The sequence below is a fragment of the Lactobacillus sp. ESL0246 genome (assembly GCF_003692965.1).
Classification (GTDB): domain Bacteria; phylum Bacillota; class Bacilli; order Lactobacillales; family Lactobacillaceae; genus Lactobacillus.
The window spans coordinates 14,585-34,905 of the sequence record NZ_REHC01000013.1 but is presented as its reverse complement, the minus strand read 5'-3'; the positions used below and the strand labels follow the sequence as shown (position 1 = coordinate 34,905).

Here is a 20,321-nt window from a genome sequence, read left to right as displayed (position 1 = left end):
TTTGGTTGACTAAGACGTGCAATTTTTTTACAAATTCGTTCTCGATAGTAAGTTTTAAGTTCGCTTGGCGTAAGGCTTGGTTTTCTTGCTTTAAGCGGTGATTTTCCTGCTTGATCAGCTTGTTTTTAGCTTTCATGACGAGGGCGTCCTTGAAATTAATTTGTCTTAATTTCGGGGTTCAGATCAAAATGACCTCTACTTTTAATATTAATGTTATCAGACTATTTATCATGAAATTTAGTGTGATTGCCATTACAGCATCCTGTTGAAGTAACTCCATATATATCTTCTTCTGATGATACCAAGGTCAAAGATTCTATATTTAAATTAAGTATATCTTTGCTCATAAAACACACTTCCTTTCAAATAAACGTTGCTTCTTGCTGATTAAAAATGATACTATCATTTAAAATAAATGTCAATTTTAATATTTAGTTAAGCTTATATGAGAATAAAAATAAGGAAACACAAAAAATATAGTAAAATGTTTTCAATTACTTGTTGCTATATATGTCGCTATAATTGAATTTTGTTTATTCCTATTATTACAAAAGCCTTGATATAAAGCGTTTAATGCAATATATACTATTACAACAAGAAGACAAGTTAATATAGCAACCAATGTTTCATCTTGCTGCAAAATCTGATTATTTGCACTTTCTGTTACGACCATTACAGAAATGAAGGACGGTATTAAAGCTGTAATAGGAATTACGTCAATTCTAGTTCAATTACTGTTATTTTTTAACAAATCAAGCTTTTTTGCTTGGTAAGCCATTGTACCATTCTTCTATTTCTGAAATTGCAAGAGCAGAGTAGTTCTTAATTGCTTATTTGACGAGTATTAATGTTGGTCCATGGAATTTCTTGATGAATGTTGTGTTGGTAATTACATTCTAACAGAAAGAGCAATGGGCCTTTTTATATAAAATAGCAAGATTTAGTCTTGGTGTTCAATTTGATTATATAATCTCCCATTCTATCTTGTTTAGATAATTTGGACATAATAAAAACCCCGAATTGGAATCTTTGTCCAATTCCGGGGGTTAACTTCAAGAAGATGCGTTTTTTGTTAATCATGGTATTGAGCAACAAATTTTTGCCAATCTCGACTACTTTCAGTCATACCTAGTATAGATAACTGTTCAATTTCTTTTTGGCAGTTATCAAGAAAAATCTGTTGGGGATCATCATGATAATTTATGAGATTTTCTAAAATTAAGATTGCTATTCTAAGAAAGCATGTTTCTGGTTGTGTGGGAATTTTTTGTGCCATTATAAGTAATTCCTTAGCCTGATGGTAGACATGGTTCTCAATACACATAGTGATCATATTGGATAAAATTGCTAACAGTAGATACTGAATTTCTATATTCGAACTATTTTGAAATTGTTTGATAATTTTTTTAGTTATCACTAGGTTACTATCGAAATCATAAAAGTACATAAAATTGCAAAAGATTACTAAGGAATTCTGATCAAAATTTTCAGTAGAGAAAAACAAACTTTTACTTGCAATTTTTTCTTCTTCAGTGAATTGAGTGTCAGAGCCACTTATTAAAGCTATGCAGGCATCAAGTATTAATGCAATTTTTTCTTGTTTTACTAAAAGGGTACTAGCTGACTCATGTTTGATTTTTTTAAGTTGACTCAGATTATTATGGTAATAGGCACTAATAATTCGATCATTAAGTTCTTTAACTGTTAAGGAGCCATTTTTTTCTTGATTAGTTACTTGACTAAAAAAATCAGCTAAATTAACATGATTGTAATTTAAAATTTCAATTAAATCACTTGCTGAAATTCTGGTCGTGTTTTTTTCAATTTTAGAATAAAAAGATGGACTAACAATATCACCAATCCATGCTTTTTGTGTTTTGCCAGCTGCCAAACGGTAACTTTTAAGTAATTTAGCAATTGTCATTTAGTTTACTCCAGATTTCATATATGACATTTTTACACATCAAATTATAGCTTAATTAAAATAAAGATATCAATAAAAAGAAAGATGGAGCTAAAATTATGGATATCTTTTTAAAAAATAGTAAGTATCGCAAGTTTTCACTTGCAAGTATTTTATCAAGTGCGGGTGACATTTTATTTTATTTAGCATTAGTGACTTATGCCAGTAAATTAAAAAATTATTCATTGGCATTGTCGTTAATCGCAATTTCTGAGTCTGTTCCTAAATTATTTGCAAGTGTTGGTGGATATTTAGCCGATCAAACTCGCAATAAATTTCAAAAAATAGTTTGGTTGGCTGCGTTTAGGGGTGTGCTATATCTCTTAGTTGGTGTTCTTTTTAGTTTAAACATTGCTGGTTGGAATTTGGTTATGATGGTAATCATTATTAATTTTTTCTCTGATACAGCAGGAATTTATTCGACCGGATTAATGACGCCTATAATTGTTAATTTGGTTAAAGAAGATCAAGTTGCGGAAGCAGAGGGTTTTACTGCAGGTGTTTCACAGATTATTACAATGGTAGCACAATTTGTAGGCGCTGGCATGCTACTATTTATGTCTTATTCAATGCTAGCAATTGTTAACAGTGCAACATTTATTATTGCAGGGATAATTTATTGGAGCGTAGAGCGAGGACAAATAAGTAGCACTATTCAGAATGAAATAGAGAAACGTAGTTTCTTCTCAGTAGTAACAAAATCATTTGGACAAGTAAAAACAGCTTCAGGCTTGTTGAGTACGGTTTTGGTGCTTGCTTTATTAAATGGAGTTCTTAGTACGATTGAGCCCTTAATAGCGATTGTCGTTGCCGGTAATCGTCAGAAAATGATAATTGGTACCTATAGTTTTACAATTGCCTTGGTTGGTGGCGCAGCGGCTGTTGGAATATCTTTAGGTAGTATTTGGGGTGTGAAAATTTTTAAGAAAGTGTCTTTATATAAAATTATCTTGTTAGCAACTATTGCTGCAATAGTTGTTACTAGTGCATTGATTATTAAACAGATATTTTGGGGATTAGCAGCGTATAGTTTATTAGGCTTTTTTGCTGGAATTGCAAGCCCCAAGCTAACTCAGTGGATGGTATCAACGGTTGAGCGCCAAATTTTGGCATCAACGGTTGGACTATTAAATACAATTTTGTTACTTGTCAGTCCCATAATGACAACTGTGTTTACCACAATATCCGCTGTTTCAAGGGTAAACTATTCTTTAGGACTACTATTAACAGTAAATGGTATGGTTTTGATTATTACACTCGTTTTAATGAAAAAAGAAGTTAATAAGTGATAAGAGAGTGTAGAAAAAAGAAATTTTTTATCTAAAGATATTTAAATAAAAAACCTCCAAACTGAATTATGATATGAACCCCGAAGTTGTCCTAACTTCGGGGTTCATATCATTTGATCCAATTTAGAAGGTTAATTTCAAGTATTATTGGCTTTTGGTTTATTTTTAGTTTTTCCTAGACTCTATTTAATTCTTTTCTTTTTTTAAGCTAAAGAAAATGATCAAAATAAAGTTAATCGCTAGCATCAATCCTGTTGTCCAAAAGACAGTTGCATAATTGAATACACCGGAAATTGCGGAACCCATTAATGAGCCAAAAACAGAACCGACGGCTTGAAAAGATTGATTATAGCTAAAAATGCGACCAAAGCTCTCAGGTGGCGTATTTAGAGTTAAGACTGTTTGTGCGGCTGGAAGCATTGCTGCACTGGCAATTCCAAGAAGGAAACGTAATCCCGCTAATATCCACGGTGAGTGGGTGAGCGCCATCGGTACAAAAAGAATTGCGCCAACACTCAAACCTACGCGTAAAATTTTGAGTGGTCCAATTTCGTCCATTTTGTGACCGATTTTGGAAGCAGCAAGCAAGGTTCCAAGTCCTGGCGTAGCGGCAACCACGCCGGCAACAAAGGCAATATTTTTACTATTAGGCATCATGGACTTGACATACAGCGATACGATTGGATCGATTGACATATTAGCTGCTTGAACCAATAACGTTGTCAGAAACATTGCTACAATTAATTTGACGTGAGGAAGCGTATGCATGATTTCTTTCATTGGTTTCATTGCTTCACGTGAAATTGGTGTAAATTCTTCGTTAACCAGAAATGTAGAGCCTAAGAAGACTAGCAACATCAAGAATCCGGTGATAAAAAAGGGAATTCGATAGCCCCAGGCCCCACCAAGCCAATTACCAAAAAAGTTGGATAAAAGGCCACCTAAAAGTGGGCCAACTAAGTTGCCAGCGGTACCTGCGGTCATCATCTGACTCATGACCCAACCGCTTTTTTGATGTGGGGTTTCTCCCGCAATCAGTGCCGTTGCATTATTGATATAACCTGAAAAGGCACCTTGAATGAATCGCATAACGATGATATAAATTGCATTAGGTGCAAATCCGGTGGCGGTAATCGTTAGAGCCATTACCCCAGAAGCTCGCATACACATTAATTTGCGTCCCTTGCGGTCAGCTAAATTTCCCCAATAAGGTGAAACTATTGCCTGGGCAATAAAAGTCATTGCAAAAGCCAGTCCGGAATAAAGACTAACCTGCAATTGAGAGTAATGCCCAAGGTCTGCAATAAATAATGAAATAAATGGCATCGTCATTGAATAACCCATGCCTGTAATAAAACAACCTAACCATAAAGTATAAAAAGCTTTGTGCCAGCCAGCTGGCAGTGTATTAGAACGTGCCAAAATGTCCTCATCTTTCTTTTTGATTTTCTTAAAAAAACTATCTTTTTTATTTTAGCACAATAAAATTACTAAGAATTTGCTAAAGACAAGAAATTTGCTCAAAAAAAGTGATAGGATAATATTTCTGAAAGAAAGAGGTGTCTTTAAATGGAGCATTCGCACATGACGCGGCGTGAATATCGTAAACAGTATCAGAAGAATACAGCTAGGATAGAAAAAGTATCTGGAACATCTTCTTCACCAGAAATACCTGCTTCACGTAGTAATTATCGACACCTTAAATTGAATTTTTGGGAAATTTTTTCCGATCGACCATACTTAGCCGTAGCAGTTGTTGTTCTTGGAATCTTTTTTATTATGGCTAAACTATGGTGGCTTTTAGGAGTATTACTTGTCCTTGTTATTATTGGCATTTTAGTAATTGGGCGCAGTCATCATCCCAACCGTGTATTAAGTCTTGAATTTAAATTAAAGGCTCAGAGAAAATTAAGTATGCTGCGAGCTCTGCAATTCGGTGGCTCAATTGTTATGTTTTTGGCAACATACATGAAAAAGGTAGTCACCGTTAATTTTTCTACAGCGGGTTCAACCGATGGCTTGCAGATTGTTCAAGGTATCTTATCCAATCGTGGCGGCGTTTATGGGCAACAAGGTTCGTATTTTTTAAGTTTATTAAATACTTTAACCGGTGGCCAATTGTGGGGCAAATACCGTTATGCAACAAATAGTGCCCAAATGATGAGTAGCCATGCGGGACGATTAATTATTATGTGGATACTACTTTTAATGCTAGCACCAGCATTCTGTGTTTTAGCCCAGTTTTTCCGTGAACCTTATGCGAGAAATACTGCTTTGACGGCATCAATTATTGCCACTTTTAGTTTTATATTAACTCCTCATTTAATGCGCAAGTGGATTACTGAATACGCGATGGAAAATCAACTAGCTCATGATCAAGCACGGGCTGCAATCAGTATTGGACCAATGGCATATGTTGCGATATTATGTGCAGTATTAGTTTTAGTAATTTCAATCTATCGCATCGTTAAACAAGATAAATTTAATTGATATTAACCGTTTCTACTATGGATGCGGTTTTATTTTTTTGATACTTAAATATTAATTAAATAAGTTTGTTGAAATCGTTTGCTAATTTGAATATTAAGAAGTATAATATGCAATGTCTAATAATTTACATAAAAGGAAAAAACAAATGAAAAAAGCAAAAATAATTACTTTAATTACGGCCTTGGGGCTGTCCTTAGCAGGAGTAGCTACGGTTGCTGTGCACCCTGAACAAACTATTCAAGCGGCCGCAAAAGGTAATAAATACGGGCTTGTCAAACGCTATACCTTACCGCAAAGTTTACGCGGGACATGGTATACCCAAGTTTCAAATATGTCACCAATGAAGATCACTAAGCATTCTTTTTCAAGACCTGGGACTAATGGAAAAAAGCTTTACGCAGTTGTCTATGTTGTTGGTAAAGTTAAGGGAACAAATAAATATCCTTGGCAAATGCCAGGTAAGTTCGACAAGTATTATGAAAAAGCGATGAGAATTGAAAAAACACGCAAGATGCGGGGATTAAAATGGACCGTGATTGGACCAGTGGATGACCATGCTCCCAAGATGGCAACAGCTTATACCATGCATGAAGAAAACATAGATGGGCAAACCGTTAAAGTCGTCTTTGAAGCAGATTATACAGGTAAAGTAGTAAATCAGTACTTTACAACGCCAGAATTAGCTCAAAAATATAGTAAGCAAAAGTTCACTGATATGACTTATTTTAATTTAGGCGACTTATTGCAATAATAATTCTTAAATAAAAAGTCTAAGTTCTCGAATTTGAGAACTTAGACTTTTTTAGTATATTATTTTTTAGCGCGATAAAAGAGAATTTCACGTGCAGCAACCATTGCACCAGATGAATGATAGATAGTTAGGCGAATTGCTTTAGCCCGAACGTCTCGTAAGCCAATCACTTTATTTTTACTATCGGCTTTCCATTTTAAATGGTCAGCGTAAATAGTATAATTTGCACCATCGGTTGATATAGCAAGGCTAAGATCAGTAGGATCGCCGTCATGATCAATGTTACGAGGTACAAATACCATTCGGCTCAATTTTTCTATTTCTTTAAAAGTAAAAGTTAGTTGTAGTGGGTTATCTTCTAAAACTGATTGATTGCTTTGCCATTCACTGGCTAATTTCAAATCAGTTAAGTAAGCCAACGGATGTTGTGAATTGCTTTCAAAATTACATGTTGTTTGAATATCATGAATAGCATAAGAAATTGCGGCTGGTTTAGTAATTACACCAAAAAGATCTGACCATTCTGAAACTTTACTGCCAGAAACATAACGCATTCTAATAATGTATCGTGTGTTGGGTGAAAGCTCATGGAAAGTAAAACTTTTGCCAGTAATTCCTTCGTAAATCAAATGATTAATTTCAACTTGAACACTACTTTGTTGAGACCAAGCTAATTCAAATGAGTGCGCGGTTATTTTACTTGAATCAACTGCTGGTAATTTGGGCGAGGATAAGAGCCCACTGGTAATTGCATGAACCAAAACATGGTCGCCATATATCAAATTCTGGACAATAATTTCAATTTTAGTATTGGAAAGCTCACGACTAGCTAACTTAATTTGTAATGCCGTTTGTCTTTGTTTTTGATATGAAGAAAATTCCGGTAAGACATAATTGGTATTATAGAAAATTCCTTCGTTAGCATGGTTAAAAGCTTCGATAGTTCCATATTCTTGTATGGGAACTATTTGGTCGTTGATTTTAACTGTTACTTGATCAGGATAAGCATCACACATAATTGTTAACTTGGTTTCTTGATTGCTATTGAATCCGGGGTAGTTACCTTTAATAGGGTCAAGTGTCACAATCAGCTTTTCGTCATTATAGGTATTTTGAATATGGGTTTCACAATGATTATGTTTAAAGTCCGTTAGATCAGAATCTGCATAAATTGTTGTTTCGCTACTTCCCTGAGGATAGATAACAAAATCACGTTGTCCTAAATCCAGAATGCTACCGCCGCGAACAAAAACTGGTAGATGCCATAATGGATATGAAAGATTATTGTAAACTCGCCCGCCAGCATATTTTTGGCCAGTAAAAAAATCAATCCATATGGTGCGAGGGCCTGGCAAGTAAAGATTATCTTTGCGAGTATTGCCACGATCATCTTCTCGACCATTAGTTACTGGGGCAATTAAGAAATTATCGCCGAGCATGAATTCGCTATCAAACTGATCGGTATAGTTAGATCGTTGTTCAGGAAAAGCTAAGAATAAGGGGCGCATAATAGCAAACCCAAACTGTGCTTGTGCGTTTAAAGTATATAAATAATTCTTTAATTTAGCATGTAGCTTTAGATATGACTGATTAATTTCAGTTATTTTTTTATTATAAGCGAATGGAATTTTGCTAAAATTTCCTTGATCATCCAAGTTAAATAGTAGGGGAGTAAAGGTCTTCCATTCGAAGTCACGAACATATATTTGAGCATTGCCTCCACCTTGCGCACCATCAACGGCAGCTCCAACTAACGGCTGGCCCGAGAGATTTGCCCCGAGCATTCCTGCAACCTGTGTGGCAATATTTTCCCAATTACCGCCTATTCCAGCAAAAATTAAAGCAGCTTTTTTTTGCATTCCCATAAAGCCATTATCACTCAAAACTAGTGGTCGTTTGCGTTTTAAATGAGTTGCCAATTGTTCATTATCTGAGTTTATTAGTTCGACGTGATTAGTGAAAGTAAAAGTCGTTTTTTCTGGTAGTGCAAGAGGTTCTTTATGCCAGAATCCGGGATGAACATCTTGTCTAAGTGCATAGTCATTAAAGAAGTCTAGCGCTTGGTGATTAGGCATTGGTGCTTCATAGTTGGGAACTAACCAGTTTAAATGAAAGTTAGCCATTTGGTAACGATCAATTAAGCCGCGCGCAGAAAACTGGTAATCTTCTTCTCCATTAAGAGATGCTTTGCCAGCCGCATTTGCATCTGTATTGGTACGAGTATAATAATTGCTTCCAAAACGAGTAGCATTGCGATCCTTGGCTTTGCTTGGTTCCCATAAAGTTGTGCAAAAATTGCCAATATGCCCTAAGCCTAATGCATATTTGGGTAATAATAGTGGTTGTCCTGTCAAAGTATAGTATTTTGCAATAATTTTTTGGGGAGTTTCGCCAAGTAGATAAAAGCTGTCGAAAATCTGGTCATGATGCATAATAGTAGTTAAATTTTGCACATTTTGTCCAAAGTCATATGTTCCTGTTTGAGTGGTATTGCGCAATTCGCCGTAACCAGCGTTTGACCAGAAAAAAGGTACTTGCAAAGGGATGCCACCTTGCCCCGTAATTTGATTACGGCTAATTTCAATTTTGTGGCCCTTATGACTAAAATAGCCATTCTGCAGGCCACCACCAAAGTAAAATTCGCTTTTCTTTTGAACTAAAAGTTCACTTGTTGCATTATTTGCCAATTCAAGTGGCTGGGCTTGAGCCATGCGAGTGCGATGAATTGTTTCATCGAAAATACTCATTACAGCTGGTTTTTGTCCAAAAATAATTTGATAATTACCTGATTGAATAATTAGCGAATCATTCGTAGCGCGAACTTGTGAATTCTCGAAAGCTGTATTATCAAATTGTTCGAGTTCGCCAAGTGGACTCCGTTTTTCATTAAAAGTTTGTTCAGGATCAAGTAAAAAGCGGAAAATACCATCAGCCAGAATGTAAAAATGTGCTACTTCACCAGTATTAAAGTGCAGTTCATAATAGTTTTCACATTTGCTGGCGCCAGTTAATGCTCCTAATTGATGTTTATTTGTTTGATTATTTTGTATCATGATTTTTGCTTTCTTCTTCAATCTTTCTACTACTACATATTATAACTAAAAAACGAAAACTTTCCGTAGTATTTGTGATTGAACTGGTAAAGACCAATTGATTAAGCTAAAATGAAGTCAGAAAATACCAGATTAACTTTTAATGGAAAGGCAAAAAAGATGACCTATTATATTCATGCAGATAAATTTTTTCTTGAAAATGTAACCGAAGATGGTGGTTACTTGGAAGTTCAAGATAATGGTAAGTTTGGCTTCTATTATTCAGAAAATGAAAAACCAGCGGGAAAAATACTTGATTACGGTGGTAAAAGGATTGCTCCTGGCTTAGTTGACACTCATGTGCATGGTTCACTGAATGAAGATGTCATGAGAAGTGATTGGGATGGAGTCAATCGGTTGGCAGAAGGATTTTTACGATCTGGGGTGACTAGTTGGCTGCCAACAACTTATACGGCAGGTGCTGATACTTTAACTAGAATTTGTCAAATGTTTGGCGCACATAAAGGAGAAGAAACTGGTGCCAAGATTCAAGGCCTTCATTTTGAAGGACCGTATTTTACAGCTGAACATGCCGGGGCTGAAAATCCTAAATACTTGCTTGATCCCGATATTAACCAATTTAACCAATGGCGGGACGATTCTCAAGGATTACTCAATAAAATTTCGCTTGCACCGGAAAGAAAAGGGAGTAAGGAATTTATTAGGGCTGCTGTGCAAGAAGGCGTTGTTGTTTCATTGGGACATTCAAGTGCTGACTATACTCAGGCTAAGGCTGGAATTGAAGCGGGTGCTTCAATGTTTACACATACTTTTAACGGTATGCCAGATCCATCACATCATGCCACCTCAATTTCTAATGCAGCTATGGCGTTAAATAATGTAACTGCCGAATTAATTTGTGATGGTCACCATGTGAATAAGGAAATGGTGCGCGCACTGGTTAAGGCAAAGGGATCTGAACATATTTGTCTGATAACCGATTGTATGGAAGCCGGGATGATGCCAGATGGTGATTACATGTTAGGTGAATTACCGGTCTACGTTAAGGATGGCATGGCTCGGTTAAAGGATGGCGACAATCTTGCTGGAAGCATTTTGCAACTTAATACCGCTTTGAAGAATGTGGTTGATTGGAACGTGGCTACTCCAGAAGAGGCTGTGATGATGGCTTCTTATGTGCCAGCCAAAAGTGCCCACATCTTAGATAAATGTGGTTCTATTGCTCCAGATAAAGATGCAGACTTCATAGTGCTGAATCAGGACATGACGTTAAGTGAAACTTACTTAAACGGTGAATCACGTTACAAGGCATAATTTAAAATATAATATTGCGGCCTCACATATTGCAAATTAAATGTGTGAGGCTATTTTTATTTAAAAAAGGTTAGAATTGTACCAAGCCTTAAATGTTGTTGATCTGATGTAAAATTTATTAACGAACTATTGGGGGCTAAACGATGATTATTAATGTGTTGCAACATACTCCTAACGAAAAACCTGGTTCGATTGAAGAAAATATAACTAATTCTCGAATATTTCAGGTCTAAAAAACCGCTTCACAGTTATTGAAGTTAACCCCCGGAATTGGACAAAGATTCCAATTCGGGGGTTTTCTTATGTCTAAATATTTACTAAAAACAAAATTAGAAGCAGTAGATTTGTATCAAAGAGGATTTAGTACAAAAGAAATTCAAGAGAAATTACATATCACATCACGTAGATCTATTGATGGTTGGATCAATAATTATCAACAGTATGGTAACAGAGGCCTGGAAAAAAGCTTTTCTAAGACAAGATATAGTGGTCAATTTAAATTAGAAGTCTTAAACTGGAGAAAAGAACATAGTGCCAGCTATCAAATTACTGCCAATCATTTTAATATTAAACAACATTCCACTATTGCGAATTGGCAAAGAAAATTAAATGAAGGCGGTGTTGATGCTTTATTTATTAAGCAAGGACAACCATTAATGCATAAAAAGAAAATTAAAGCCAAGAAGCATAAATATACTTCTCAAGAGTTAACTGAACTTGAACGTCTACGTTTAGAGAATCGTGCATTACATGTAGAAAATGAATATCTAAAAAAACTAGATGCCTTAGTTCAGAAACGCGGACATCGGACGAAGAAAGATCTATAGTTAATGAACTAAGGCAAGAATTTGGCTTTAAATTAAAAGAAATATTACCCTACACAAGTTTGTCTAAAAGTACATTCGAGTACCATCCTCATCCAAAAAAGAAGCTGATCAGTGATAAAGCACTTGTTTCAATTATCAAAATGATAAAGAAGCATCATGCCAGTTATGGATACTGGCCTGTAACTGATACTCTGAGGATGACTTATCACCTAATGGTTAATCATAAACGTGTTCAACGCTTAATGCGTGAGAACAATTTAGGAGCTAATAAATATAATCTGAGAGCCGGTAAATATGATTCTTCAAAGGGTCCACAAAATAAGAAAGCTAAGAATCGGTTCCATCAAAAGTTTAAGACTGATAGACCATATCAAAAGGTCGTAACTGATATTAGTGAATTTAGATATGGGAACATGACTATCCGTGATCGTGTATATTTATCGCCATTTAAGGACTTATTCAGCGGTGAAATTATTAGTTATACGATCACCGATCGTCCATTAACAAGATATGTTCTAGAAGGATTAGAGGGAGTGTTTACTGCAAGACCAAAGCTATTAAATTATCGAATGACAATCCATAGTGATCAAGGAATTCAATATCAATCTAATCCATATCGACATGCTTTACGAAAACATAAAGTATTTCAAAGCAGGTCACGAAGAGCTACATGTCATGATAATGCAGCTATGGAAAGTTTCTTTCACATTATGAAAGTTGAAATGAATTATTTTACACATCACTTTGATACTAAGAAACAATTGGTTAAGGCGATGAAAGAATGGATAAGTTATTACAATGAAGATAGAATTCGGCACAAACTAAAAGGCTTAACTCCGATTCAATATCGGAATCAAGCCTTAAGTAAAATGATATAAAACTAACGTCCAGTTTTAGGGGTTAGCTTCATATTGAAGCGGTTTTTGCTAATGGTAATTTTTTAATAAACGCCACCATCGTAGAAATTATAGCGAGGCTTGTTAAAGTCAAAGTCTTTTAACTCACTAATTTTAATTGCATTATCGCAAACGCCCCAGCTCATTAAATTAATAGATTTACCAAAGTCTTCGTCGGGAATAACTAAGATAATGAACTTACCTTGAGACATTGCATATCCTAATTCCATACCCAAGCCAACATCTTCTTCATCTGGAAGGTAAACCCCAATCATGATATCACTGCCTTTAATTCCGGTTAAATCACCACGGTAGGTAGCAGTAGCCCATTCGCGATCATGTAAATATTCTGGATGTTCGGCAACATTAATTCCTTTGTATTGGTGGTCTAAAGGAACGTAACTGTTTTCAAGATCAATCGTTGGATTGGCTTTTAAAGCGGTCATTGCATCTTGATAAGCTTTGTTTTGCTTATCATTAAACCATCCGGCACCAAAATAGACAGTTTTTGTTTTACTCATTACTCTACTCCTTCATTTACTCAAGATAATTACGTTGCAACTGATCAATTTCATCATCAGTCAATTTCATTATATTATGTAAGTAGTTATCAACGCTACCATAATTTTTATTTATGGTTTCTATTACGTAGTTAAAATATTCTGGACAAACGGTTTGCAGGTCATGCAAGACGCTTAAAGTAACGTCATTAGCGCCTTCAGCTTTAGCTTTTTGCAGAAATTCAGTGACAAAGTTTTTAGTAGCGATATTAGTAAAGAGATAATCTTCTTTGATTGTTTCAAGAGGTACACCTAAAACAGTCAATATGAGAATTGCAGCAACACCCGTACGATCCTTGCCAGCAGTACAATGAAAAATCACGCTTTTGCCTGGTTCGGTATTTGCAAGCAGAATATCAAAAAATTGGCGGTACGATTTTTGAGCTGCCTCACTCTTAATCATGTCATCGTAAGCAAGAAACATATGATTAAATCCGGCTTTAGGGTCATTATTTTTCTGGCTAATGATGTCGTCAATTCCTTTTGAAGCATTAGTTAAGTCTTCACTAAAAACGGGATCGAAATTGTACGTTGCTTCATTAGGCACACGATCTGGTTCGTTTTCGACTTCATCTTTACTTCTGAAGTCAACGATATATTTAACACCATATTCTTGTAGAAGTTTAAGGTCAGCTTCATTAAGTGTTGCTAAGTTTGCTGTTCGCAATAGCTTATGCATTTTAATGGTTCTACCGTCCTTAGTTGTGTAGCCGCCAAGTTCACGGAAGTTTCGACCGCTAGAGATTGGGAGTAAATGTTTTTTTAAATTTTCAGTCATAAATTGTTCCACCTTTTACCGTCTGACATTTAATACTTATTCTAGCAATAATTTATCGTGCAAACAATTATAAAAAAATTACTGTTACCAAAATTGTGTTAAAATGAACGAAACTAAGTGCAAAGTAAGAATGAGGACATGAGTATGAACAAAGTAAAAATTTTAGTTCCGGTTGATGGCTCTGAAGCAGCTGAAAGATCTTTTGATAAAGCAGTAAAAATTGCTATGACAGAAAATGCTCACATTGATATTTTAAATGTAATTGACACCAGACAATTTCTAGGTGAAATGCAGGATACGTTAATTACCGGTGATACGGTCTATCAGATGACACAGGATGCTGAAAAATATATGCAGAGCCTAAAAAAATGGGCACATGATAACTTGAACTTTGATGATATTGACTACCATATTCGCTATGGGAGTCCCAAAGCAGTTATTTCTTATGATTTTATTCAGGATCATCATAATAATTTGATTATCATGGGTGCAACAGGTCTCAATGCGGTTGAAAGAATGTTGATGGGTTCGGTTACGTCTTATGTTAATCAACATGCGTTAGCTGATGTTTTAATTGTCAGAACGGATATTGCTAATAAGCCACTTAAGTAAAGTTTACAAATATAGGTAATAAAAAGGACATGCAAAAAGTTGTATGCCCTTTTTATTATCTAAAACTTATTGTTCGCTTTTTTGCTAATATATATTTATATATATAAAAAATATTATTTATTTGATTGTTTTTGACGAACGATAATGATATTATTTATATAAAATAAACGTAAAACAACTTAAGGCTGCTAATACTTTAAAACTGAATTTTGTTTAAAGTTAGCTTTTAAATTAATTTCTAAATTGTACGTTTATTTTCTAGCAGTTAATCGCATAAGCTAAAACGGATCTGATTTTGCTGGTGTTTTTAAGTCTTTAAAAAGGAGAATGTGATAGATCAAAAAGTATTTAAATTTACGGGCGCTGCCAAGAATGAACTGGTATAAAATCGAGCATGGCAGTTGGTTAATTTTAAAAAATAATTCTATATAGGAGCATAAATAAAATGACTAAAATCAAAAAGTTTATATTAGCTTTTTTGGTACTATTACTGGCAGTGGGTGCAACTGCTTGTTCAAACAAAAAAACAGCTTCAAGTAGTTCGGAACCTAAATCACTTAATGTGCAATTTGTTCCTAGTGTTGGTGCAAATAAGTTGCAAGCACGCGCAAAGCCAATGGAAAAGTTGCTATCAAAGCGCTTAGGCATTCCTGTTCATGTTTCAATGTCGACTGACTATAATGGCTTAGTTGAAGCTATGAAATCCAAAAAAGTTGATGTTGGTTTCTTACCATCCGATGCTTATATTATGGCGCATAAGCAAGGTGCAGCTAATCTGCTTTTAAAAGCAGAACGCTATGGTATTAGGCAGCCAGGTGGAGTAGCAACTAAAGAATTAGTTACGTTTTATCGCGGAGAAATTCTGGTTAAGAAGGGCTCTAAGATTAAGACTTGGAAAGACTTAAAAGGAAAATCAATTTCAGTTCAAGACGTTACCTCGGATTCAGGCTATGTTTTCCCTGTTGCAGAATTAAAACAAAAAGGTCTTGATGTCACTAAGAGTTGTAAAATCGTATCTGTAAAAGGTGCTGATCAAGGTGTTTTAAACGTTTTAAATGGTGATACAGATGCAGCATTCGTTTTTGAAGATGCTCGAAATGTTGTAAAAAACGATGAACCAAAAATTATGGACAAAGTGATTCCAATTTACTTCACTAAGGCGATTCCTAACGATACAATTTCGGTTGTTCCTAATATGCCGAAAGATTTTCAGAAGAAACTTGCCCAAGCCTTTATTGATATTAGTAAGACTGAGCAAGGAAAACACATTATTGAAAGTGTCTATAGTCATGAGGGTTATGTTCATGCCCAAGACAGCGACTACAACATTATTCGTAAATATAATAAAATCATTGCGGCTAATAAGAAATAAGATTGCTACTCCAGAGTAGACGGGCATATAAAGTAAGCTAGACAGCTTAAAGCAAAAAGTTTCCAGCAAATTTACTTTGCTAAATAAGATATTTCTGTTATTATTTGATACGAATAATAATAAGGCAATGAAAGGAGACGTAGACTATGCAGAAGTGTGAACGATTCGCATCATTCACTATCCTTCCTGTAAGAAGGTCTCTTCGTTGCTTTCAAAATGTAGGTATTGTTCGTTTTTTGATTAAAGTTGTCATTGAAAGACTTAGTATAATTCACATTTGTGTTTTTAGCTAAAGTCTTTTTTTATGTCTAGGAGGACATGATGAAAAAATTTAGAAAATTATTAGCTGGTGTTGCTGTTTTGATTGCGGCTACAATGGCAACTGCCTGCTCAAATGGCTCAAGTAAGAAGAGTGCAGGTAGCGATGAACCTAAGTCTTTAAATGTTCAATTTGTACCTAGTCAGGCTGCAACTAAGTTGGAGTCACGGGCTAAGCCATTAGAAAAAATGTTGTCTGATCGGTTAGGTATTCCTGTTCATGTTTCAATGTCAACGGATTACAACACAGTGGTTGAGGCAATGAAATCTAAGAAAGTTGATGTTGGCTTTTTGCCACCAAATGGTTATGTGTTAGCACATAACCAAGGTGCAGCGGATGTCCTTTTACAAGCCCAAAGATATGGTGTAAAGCAACCGGATGGACGCCCAACGAAGAATTTGGTTAATTTCTACCGTTCTGAAATTGTAGTTAAAAAAGGCTCTAATATTAAGTCATGGAAAGATTTAAAGGGTAAGTCAATATCAGTCCAAAGTCCAACTTCTTCAGCTGGCTATGTTTATCCAATTGCCGAATTAAAAGAGAAAGGTTTAGATGTACCTAAGAAATGTAAGCTAGTAACAGTTACCGGTCAAGACCAAGCTGTCTTGAATGTCTTAAATGGTGATACTGATGCTGCATTCGTCTTTGAAGATGCACGAACAATTGTTAAGGATGATAATCCAAAAATTATGCAGCAAGTTGTTCCAATTTACTTCACTAAGCCAATACCAAATGACACAATTTCAGTTGTACCTAGCATGTCTAAGTCATTTCGTAAAAAGCTAGCTGCAGCGTTTATTGACATTGGTAAATCTAAGAAGGGTAAAAAGATTATCGAAAGTATTTATACACATGAAGGCTATGTAACTTCTAAGGACAGCGACTTCAATACTGTTCGTAAATATGAAAAAATCATCGAATCAACAAAAAAATAAAGGAAGTATATAATGGCAGATTCTGCAGCTAAACCAATAATTGAGTTGAAAAATGTTAAAAAAGTTTATGGTAAAGATGTTGTTGGTTTAAAAGACGTCAATCTAACGATTAATCAAGGTGAATTTATAGTTATTGTAGGATTATCTGGCGCTGGTAAGTCAACACTGTTGCGTTCTATTAATCGCTTAATTGATATTAGTGCAGGCGATATTTTAATTAATGGTGAATCGATTACAAAAGCCAAGGGGAAAGAATTGCGGACTTTGCGGCGCAACATCGGAATGATTTTCCAAAGCTTTAACTTAGTTAAGCGCTCGAGCGTCTTACGTAATGTGTTAACTGGTCGAGTAGGCTATTATCCAACTTGGAAGAGTACCTTGAATCTCTTTAGTAAAGAAGACAAGCAACGTGCTTATGATGCCTTACAACAAGTTGATTTAGCTGACAAAGTTTATTCACGTGCAGATGAGTTGTCTGGTGGGCAACAACAACGAGTTGCGATTGCTCGTGTATTAACACAAAATCCAGATATCATTTTGGCTGATGAGCCCACTGCTTCTCTTGATCCCCAAACATCACGGCGGGTGATGCAGGATTTGAAAATGTTGAATGAAAAGCATGGAATGACGGTAATAATTAACCTGCATAGCGTTGAGCTTGCCCGCGAATTTGGTAAACGAGTCATTGGTGTCCGAGCTGGCGAGATTATCTATGATGGTAAGATGAGTGAAACTCCAGAGTCAACTTTTGCGCAAATTTATAGTGGTGGTGACCAAGATGACTAATGCTGACGAAGAAAAATTGCTGACCTTACCTCGCAAAAAAATTAATTTTTGGAATTTGGTTTGGCTCATTATCTTTATTGGTGGCTTGTTTGTTTCAACTGGTGTTACCAAAACTAGTTTAAATGCTTTTTTTACCAATTTTGATCAATTTTCTGACATTTTTGTTCAAATGTTGCACCCTAATTGGGCATACATGGAGACGGTAATTCCACTATTACTAGAAACAATTAAAATGGCGGTTTTGGGAACAGTCATTGGCTCTGTTCTTGCTTTTGTTTATTCACTGCTAATTGCACGTAACATTGTAAAAAATAAGGCCATAACTGGTATTTTACGGGTCATTATGAATATTATTCGAACAGTTCCTGATTTGTTGCTCGGTGCGGTTTTTGTAGCTATTGTTGGAATAGGTCCTGTTGCAGGTATATTGGCCTTAGCAATTTGTACTTTCGGAATTGTTGTTAAATTATTTTATGAGGCAATTGAAACAATTGACCCTGGTCCCATTGAAGCCCTAACAGCAGTTGGCGCAAATAAATTGCAAATTATTGTTTTTGCTGTGTTGCCACAAGTCATTACTTATTTCATTTCATACTGTCTGTATGCTTTTGAAATTAATGTCAGAGCATCAACTGTGTTAGGTTACATTGGAGCTGGTGGTATTGGGTTATATTTGCAACAAACACTACAGGTCTTTGATTATGCCAAAACAGGAACGATTATTATTGTAATCATATTGGTTGTTGTTTTAATTGACTATGTTTCATCTAAATCACGGGAGGCGTTAATGAAATAATGGATATTACAATGAAAAAATTACCTCCTAAACCAGTTGATTTAAAGAAAAGAATAGTGCACTGGGCATTATCACTAATTACAATTGGAATAATTGTTTGGTCATGTACTGGAATAGATTTTGGTGGTATTAAAGAAACTGCTGGGCAAATTGCGGGTGCGATTTTCTCTGGAATTTTCCATCCCGATTGGTCTTATATCTATAACGGTACCGGTGAAGACCTTGTTTCCCAGTTATGGGAAACCATTTGTATTGCTTTTCTGGGGACTTTCATTTCGGCAATTATTTCCATACCATTTGCCTTTTGGGCTGCACATACTAAACATAAAAGATGGTATGTCTCGCGTGTAGGTAAAGTTGTCTTGGCAATTATCCGTTCTTTTCCAGAGATTGTTTTGGCGTTAATGTTTATTAAAGCAGTAGGACCTGGATCAGCTGCGGGGGTTTTAGCTTTAGGCTTTCATTCTGTTGGAATGTTAGCAAAATTATTTTCAGAAGCAATCGAAAACTTGGATGACGGCCCAAATGAGGCTGTAGTTGCTGCTGGTGGTTCAAAAACAAATGTTGTAATGTTTTCAATTTTACCGAATTTAATGCCTGCCCTAATTTCTAATACGCTCTATCGCTTTGATGTTTCAATTCGTTCAGCGTCCATTCTCGGATTAGTTGGAGCTGGTGGTATTGGTTACCCGTTAATCATTGCATTACAGTACCGGCAATGGAATCGAGTAGGAGTTATTTTACTTGGAATCATTGTAATGGTAATTGTGATTGATGGCATCTCAGGTTGGATTCGTAAAAAGCTAGTATAAATATAATTTAGAAGAGTGAATCACGCTGCGTTGCGCGGTTCATTTTTTGTTAGCCATGATATTTAAATGGACAATTTTCAAGATGATCATTAACTAAGCCGATTCCTTGTAAGTAAGAATAAATAGTAATTGGCCCCACAAAAGTGAAACCGTCTTTTTTCATTTGTTTTGATAATTTGATCGCAAGTGCACTCGTTGTTGGTACTTCGCTAGCTGTCTGCGGATGATGAATGATGGGTGTTTTAATAAAATTTTGTAAGTAATGAGCAAAACTGCCATTTTGGGTTTCAATAGTTAAAATGGCCTTAGCATTTTGAATTGCTGCTGAAATTTTTAGGCGATTGCGAATGATTGACTGATCTTGCATCAGCATTGCAATATCAGTTTCTGTCAGTTGGGCAACATCTTCTAAAACAAAATTCTTAAAAGCACGATGAAAATTCTCCCGTTTGTGCAAAACAATAGCCCAATTGAGGCCAGATTGAAACAACTCAAGTACAAGCATTTCATATAAATATTGCTCATTTAAATTCAATTTACCCCATTCATGATCATGATACTGTTGCATCATGGAATCATTGCTGCATCCCCAGGGGCAACGTAAATTTTGGTACATAATAAATTTCCCTTTCTAAAACACAATTTTTATTACAATTAAATACGAAAAAAGGTATTATTCATTTAAATAAATAATAAATTTTAATATTTATCATTCTTTTATAAAAAATCGCCTTCAAAAAGTGCATTAGTAGTTTTTTTGGTATAATA

At 35.4% G+C, this 20,321-nt stretch carries 19 protein-coding genes; 12 read left to right on the top strand and 7 right to left on the bottom strand.

Translation table 11 applies throughout. The features are described 5' to 3' along the window. Positions 1–490: 490 nt before the first annotated feature. Positions 491–673, bottom strand: a complete 183-nt coding sequence (locus F5ESL0246_RS08280) for a hypothetical protein (RefSeq protein WP_158593160.1) — start codon at positions 671–673, stop codon at positions 491–493. A gap of 399 nt (positions 674–1,072) precedes the next feature. Next, positions 1,073–1,924, bottom strand: coding sequence for a helix-turn-helix domain-containing protein (locus F5ESL0246_RS07470; protein ID WP_122019209.1), 852 nt, complete (start codon positions 1,922–1,924; stop codon positions 1,073–1,075). A 98-nt stretch (positions 1,925–2,022) separates the two neighbouring features. Here F5ESL0246_RS07470 and F5ESL0246_RS07465 point away from each other — a divergent pair, with 98 nt between their 5' ends. Beyond that, complete coding sequence (locus F5ESL0246_RS07465) at positions 2,023–3,252, top strand: MFS transporter (protein ID WP_122019207.1); 1,230 nt, start codon at positions 2,023–2,025, stop codon at positions 3,250–3,252. 186 nt (positions 3,253–3,438) lie between these two features. Here the strand turns inward: F5ESL0246_RS07465 and F5ESL0246_RS07460 are convergent, their stop codons facing one another. Next, positions 3,439–4,674, bottom strand: a complete 1,236-nt coding sequence (locus F5ESL0246_RS07460; protein ID WP_122019205.1) for an MFS transporter — start codon at positions 4,672–4,674, stop codon at positions 3,439–3,441. Between the two features lie 147 nt (positions 4,675–4,821). On the opposite strand from F5ESL0246_RS07460, the gene F5ESL0246_RS07455 reads away from it, so the two are divergent. Further along, positions 4,822–5,742: a cytochrome C5 gene (locus F5ESL0246_RS07455; protein WP_122019203.1), complete on the top strand. Its 921-nt coding sequence runs from the start codon at positions 4,822–4,824 to the stop codon at positions 5,740–5,742. 145 nt (positions 5,743–5,887) lie between these two features. Next, positions 5,888–6,493, top strand: a complete 606-nt coding sequence (locus F5ESL0246_RS07450) for a hypothetical protein (RefSeq protein ID WP_122019201.1) — start codon at positions 5,888–5,890, stop codon at positions 6,491–6,493. 59 nt (positions 6,494–6,552) lie between these two features. On the opposite strand, the gene F5ESL0246_RS07445 is transcribed toward F5ESL0246_RS07450, so the two are convergent. Further along, positions 6,553–9,546 (bottom strand): TIM-barrel domain-containing protein, encoded by a 2,994-nt coding sequence (locus F5ESL0246_RS07445; protein ID WP_122019199.1) that lies wholly within the window; start codon positions 9,544–9,546, stop codon positions 6,553–6,555. Positions 9,547–9,705: 159 nt separating this feature from the next. Between F5ESL0246_RS07445 and nagA the strand changes: the two genes are divergently transcribed. The 3 genes from nagA (at position 9,706) to F5ESL0246_RS07430 (ending at position 12,565) form a co-directional block, all read left to right on the top strand. Further along, positions 9,706–10,860 (top strand): N-acetylglucosamine-6-phosphate deacetylase, encoded by a 1,155-nt coding sequence (gene nagA / locus F5ESL0246_RS07440; RefSeq protein ID WP_122019197.1) that lies wholly within the window; start codon positions 9,706–9,708, stop codon positions 10,858–10,860. A 302-nt stretch (positions 10,861–11,162) separates the two neighbouring features. Beyond that, the gene (locus F5ESL0246_RS07435; protein WP_122019194.1) at positions 11,163–11,687 is read left to right on the top strand and encodes a helix-turn-helix domain-containing protein; all 525 of its coding nucleotides are present in this window, start codon (positions 11,163–11,165) and stop codon (positions 11,685–11,687) included. Next, positions 11,624–12,565 carry an IS3 family transposase gene (locus tag F5ESL0246_RS07430; RefSeq protein ID WP_122019191.1) on the top strand — a complete coding sequence of 314 codons (942 nt, stop codon included), beginning with the start codon at positions 11,624–11,626 and terminating at the stop codon, positions 12,563–12,565. Before F5ESL0246_RS07435 ends, F5ESL0246_RS07430 begins: the two co-directional genes overlap by 64 nt. A 62-nt stretch (positions 12,566–12,627) precedes the next feature. Here the strand turns inward: F5ESL0246_RS07430 and F5ESL0246_RS07425 are convergent, their stop codons facing one another. Next, positions 12,628–13,104 (bottom strand): nucleoside 2-deoxyribosyltransferase, encoded by a 477-nt coding sequence (locus tag F5ESL0246_RS07425; protein WP_122019189.1) that lies wholly within the window; start codon positions 13,102–13,104, stop codon positions 12,628–12,630. A gap of 16 nt (positions 13,105–13,120) precedes the next feature. Next, entirely contained in the window at positions 13,121–13,921 is an 801-nt protein-coding gene (locus F5ESL0246_RS07420; RefSeq protein WP_122019186.1) for a tyrosine-protein phosphatase, read from the bottom strand. 138 nt (positions 13,922–14,059) lie between these two features. Between F5ESL0246_RS07420 and F5ESL0246_RS07415 the strand changes: the two genes are divergently transcribed. The 6 genes from F5ESL0246_RS07415 (at position 14,060) to phnE (F5ESL0246_RS07390) (ending at position 19,553) form a co-directional block, all read left to right on the top strand. Next, entirely contained in the window at positions 14,060–14,533 is a 474-nt protein-coding gene (locus F5ESL0246_RS07415) for a universal stress protein (protein WP_199688589.1), read from the top strand. A 445-nt stretch (positions 14,534–14,978) separates the two neighbouring features. Next, positions 14,979–15,905 (top strand): phosphate/phosphite/phosphonate ABC transporter substrate-binding protein, encoded by a 927-nt coding sequence (locus tag F5ESL0246_RS07410; protein ID WP_122019181.1) that lies wholly within the window; start codon positions 14,979–14,981, stop codon positions 15,903–15,905. 321 nt (positions 15,906–16,226) lie between these two features. Then, positions 16,227–17,159 (top strand): phosphate/phosphite/phosphonate ABC transporter substrate-binding protein, encoded by a 933-nt coding sequence (gene phnD / locus F5ESL0246_RS07405; protein WP_122019179.1) that lies wholly within the window; start codon positions 16,227–16,229, stop codon positions 17,157–17,159. A 12-nt stretch (positions 17,160–17,171) separates the two neighbouring features. After that, positions 17,172–17,945, top strand: coding sequence for a phosphonate ABC transporter ATP-binding protein (phnC, locus tag F5ESL0246_RS07400; protein ID WP_122019177.1), 774 nt, complete (start codon positions 17,172–17,174; stop codon positions 17,943–17,945). Next, on the top strand, positions 17,938–18,741 hold the full coding sequence (gene phnE, locus F5ESL0246_RS07395) for a phosphonate ABC transporter, permease protein PhnE (RefSeq protein ID WP_122019175.1): 804 nt from the start codon (positions 17,938–17,940) through the stop codon (positions 18,739–18,741). The genes phnC and phnE (F5ESL0246_RS07395) overlap by 8 nt, the downstream gene beginning before the upstream one ends. Beyond that, on the top strand, positions 18,741–19,553 hold the full coding sequence (gene phnE, locus F5ESL0246_RS07390; RefSeq protein WP_122019173.1) for a phosphonate ABC transporter, permease protein PhnE: 813 nt from the start codon (positions 18,741–18,743) through the stop codon (positions 19,551–19,553). Before phnE (F5ESL0246_RS07395) ends, phnE (F5ESL0246_RS07390) begins: the two co-directional genes overlap by 1 nt. 49 nt (positions 19,554–19,602) lie before the next feature. Here phnE (F5ESL0246_RS07390) and F5ESL0246_RS07385 read toward each other — a convergent pair whose 3' ends face one another. Next, positions 19,603–20,169 (bottom strand): DNA-3-methyladenine glycosylase I, encoded by a 567-nt coding sequence (locus F5ESL0246_RS07385; RefSeq protein WP_122019172.1) that lies wholly within the window; start codon positions 20,167–20,169, stop codon positions 19,603–19,605. Positions 20,170–20,321 lie beyond the last annotated feature (152 nt).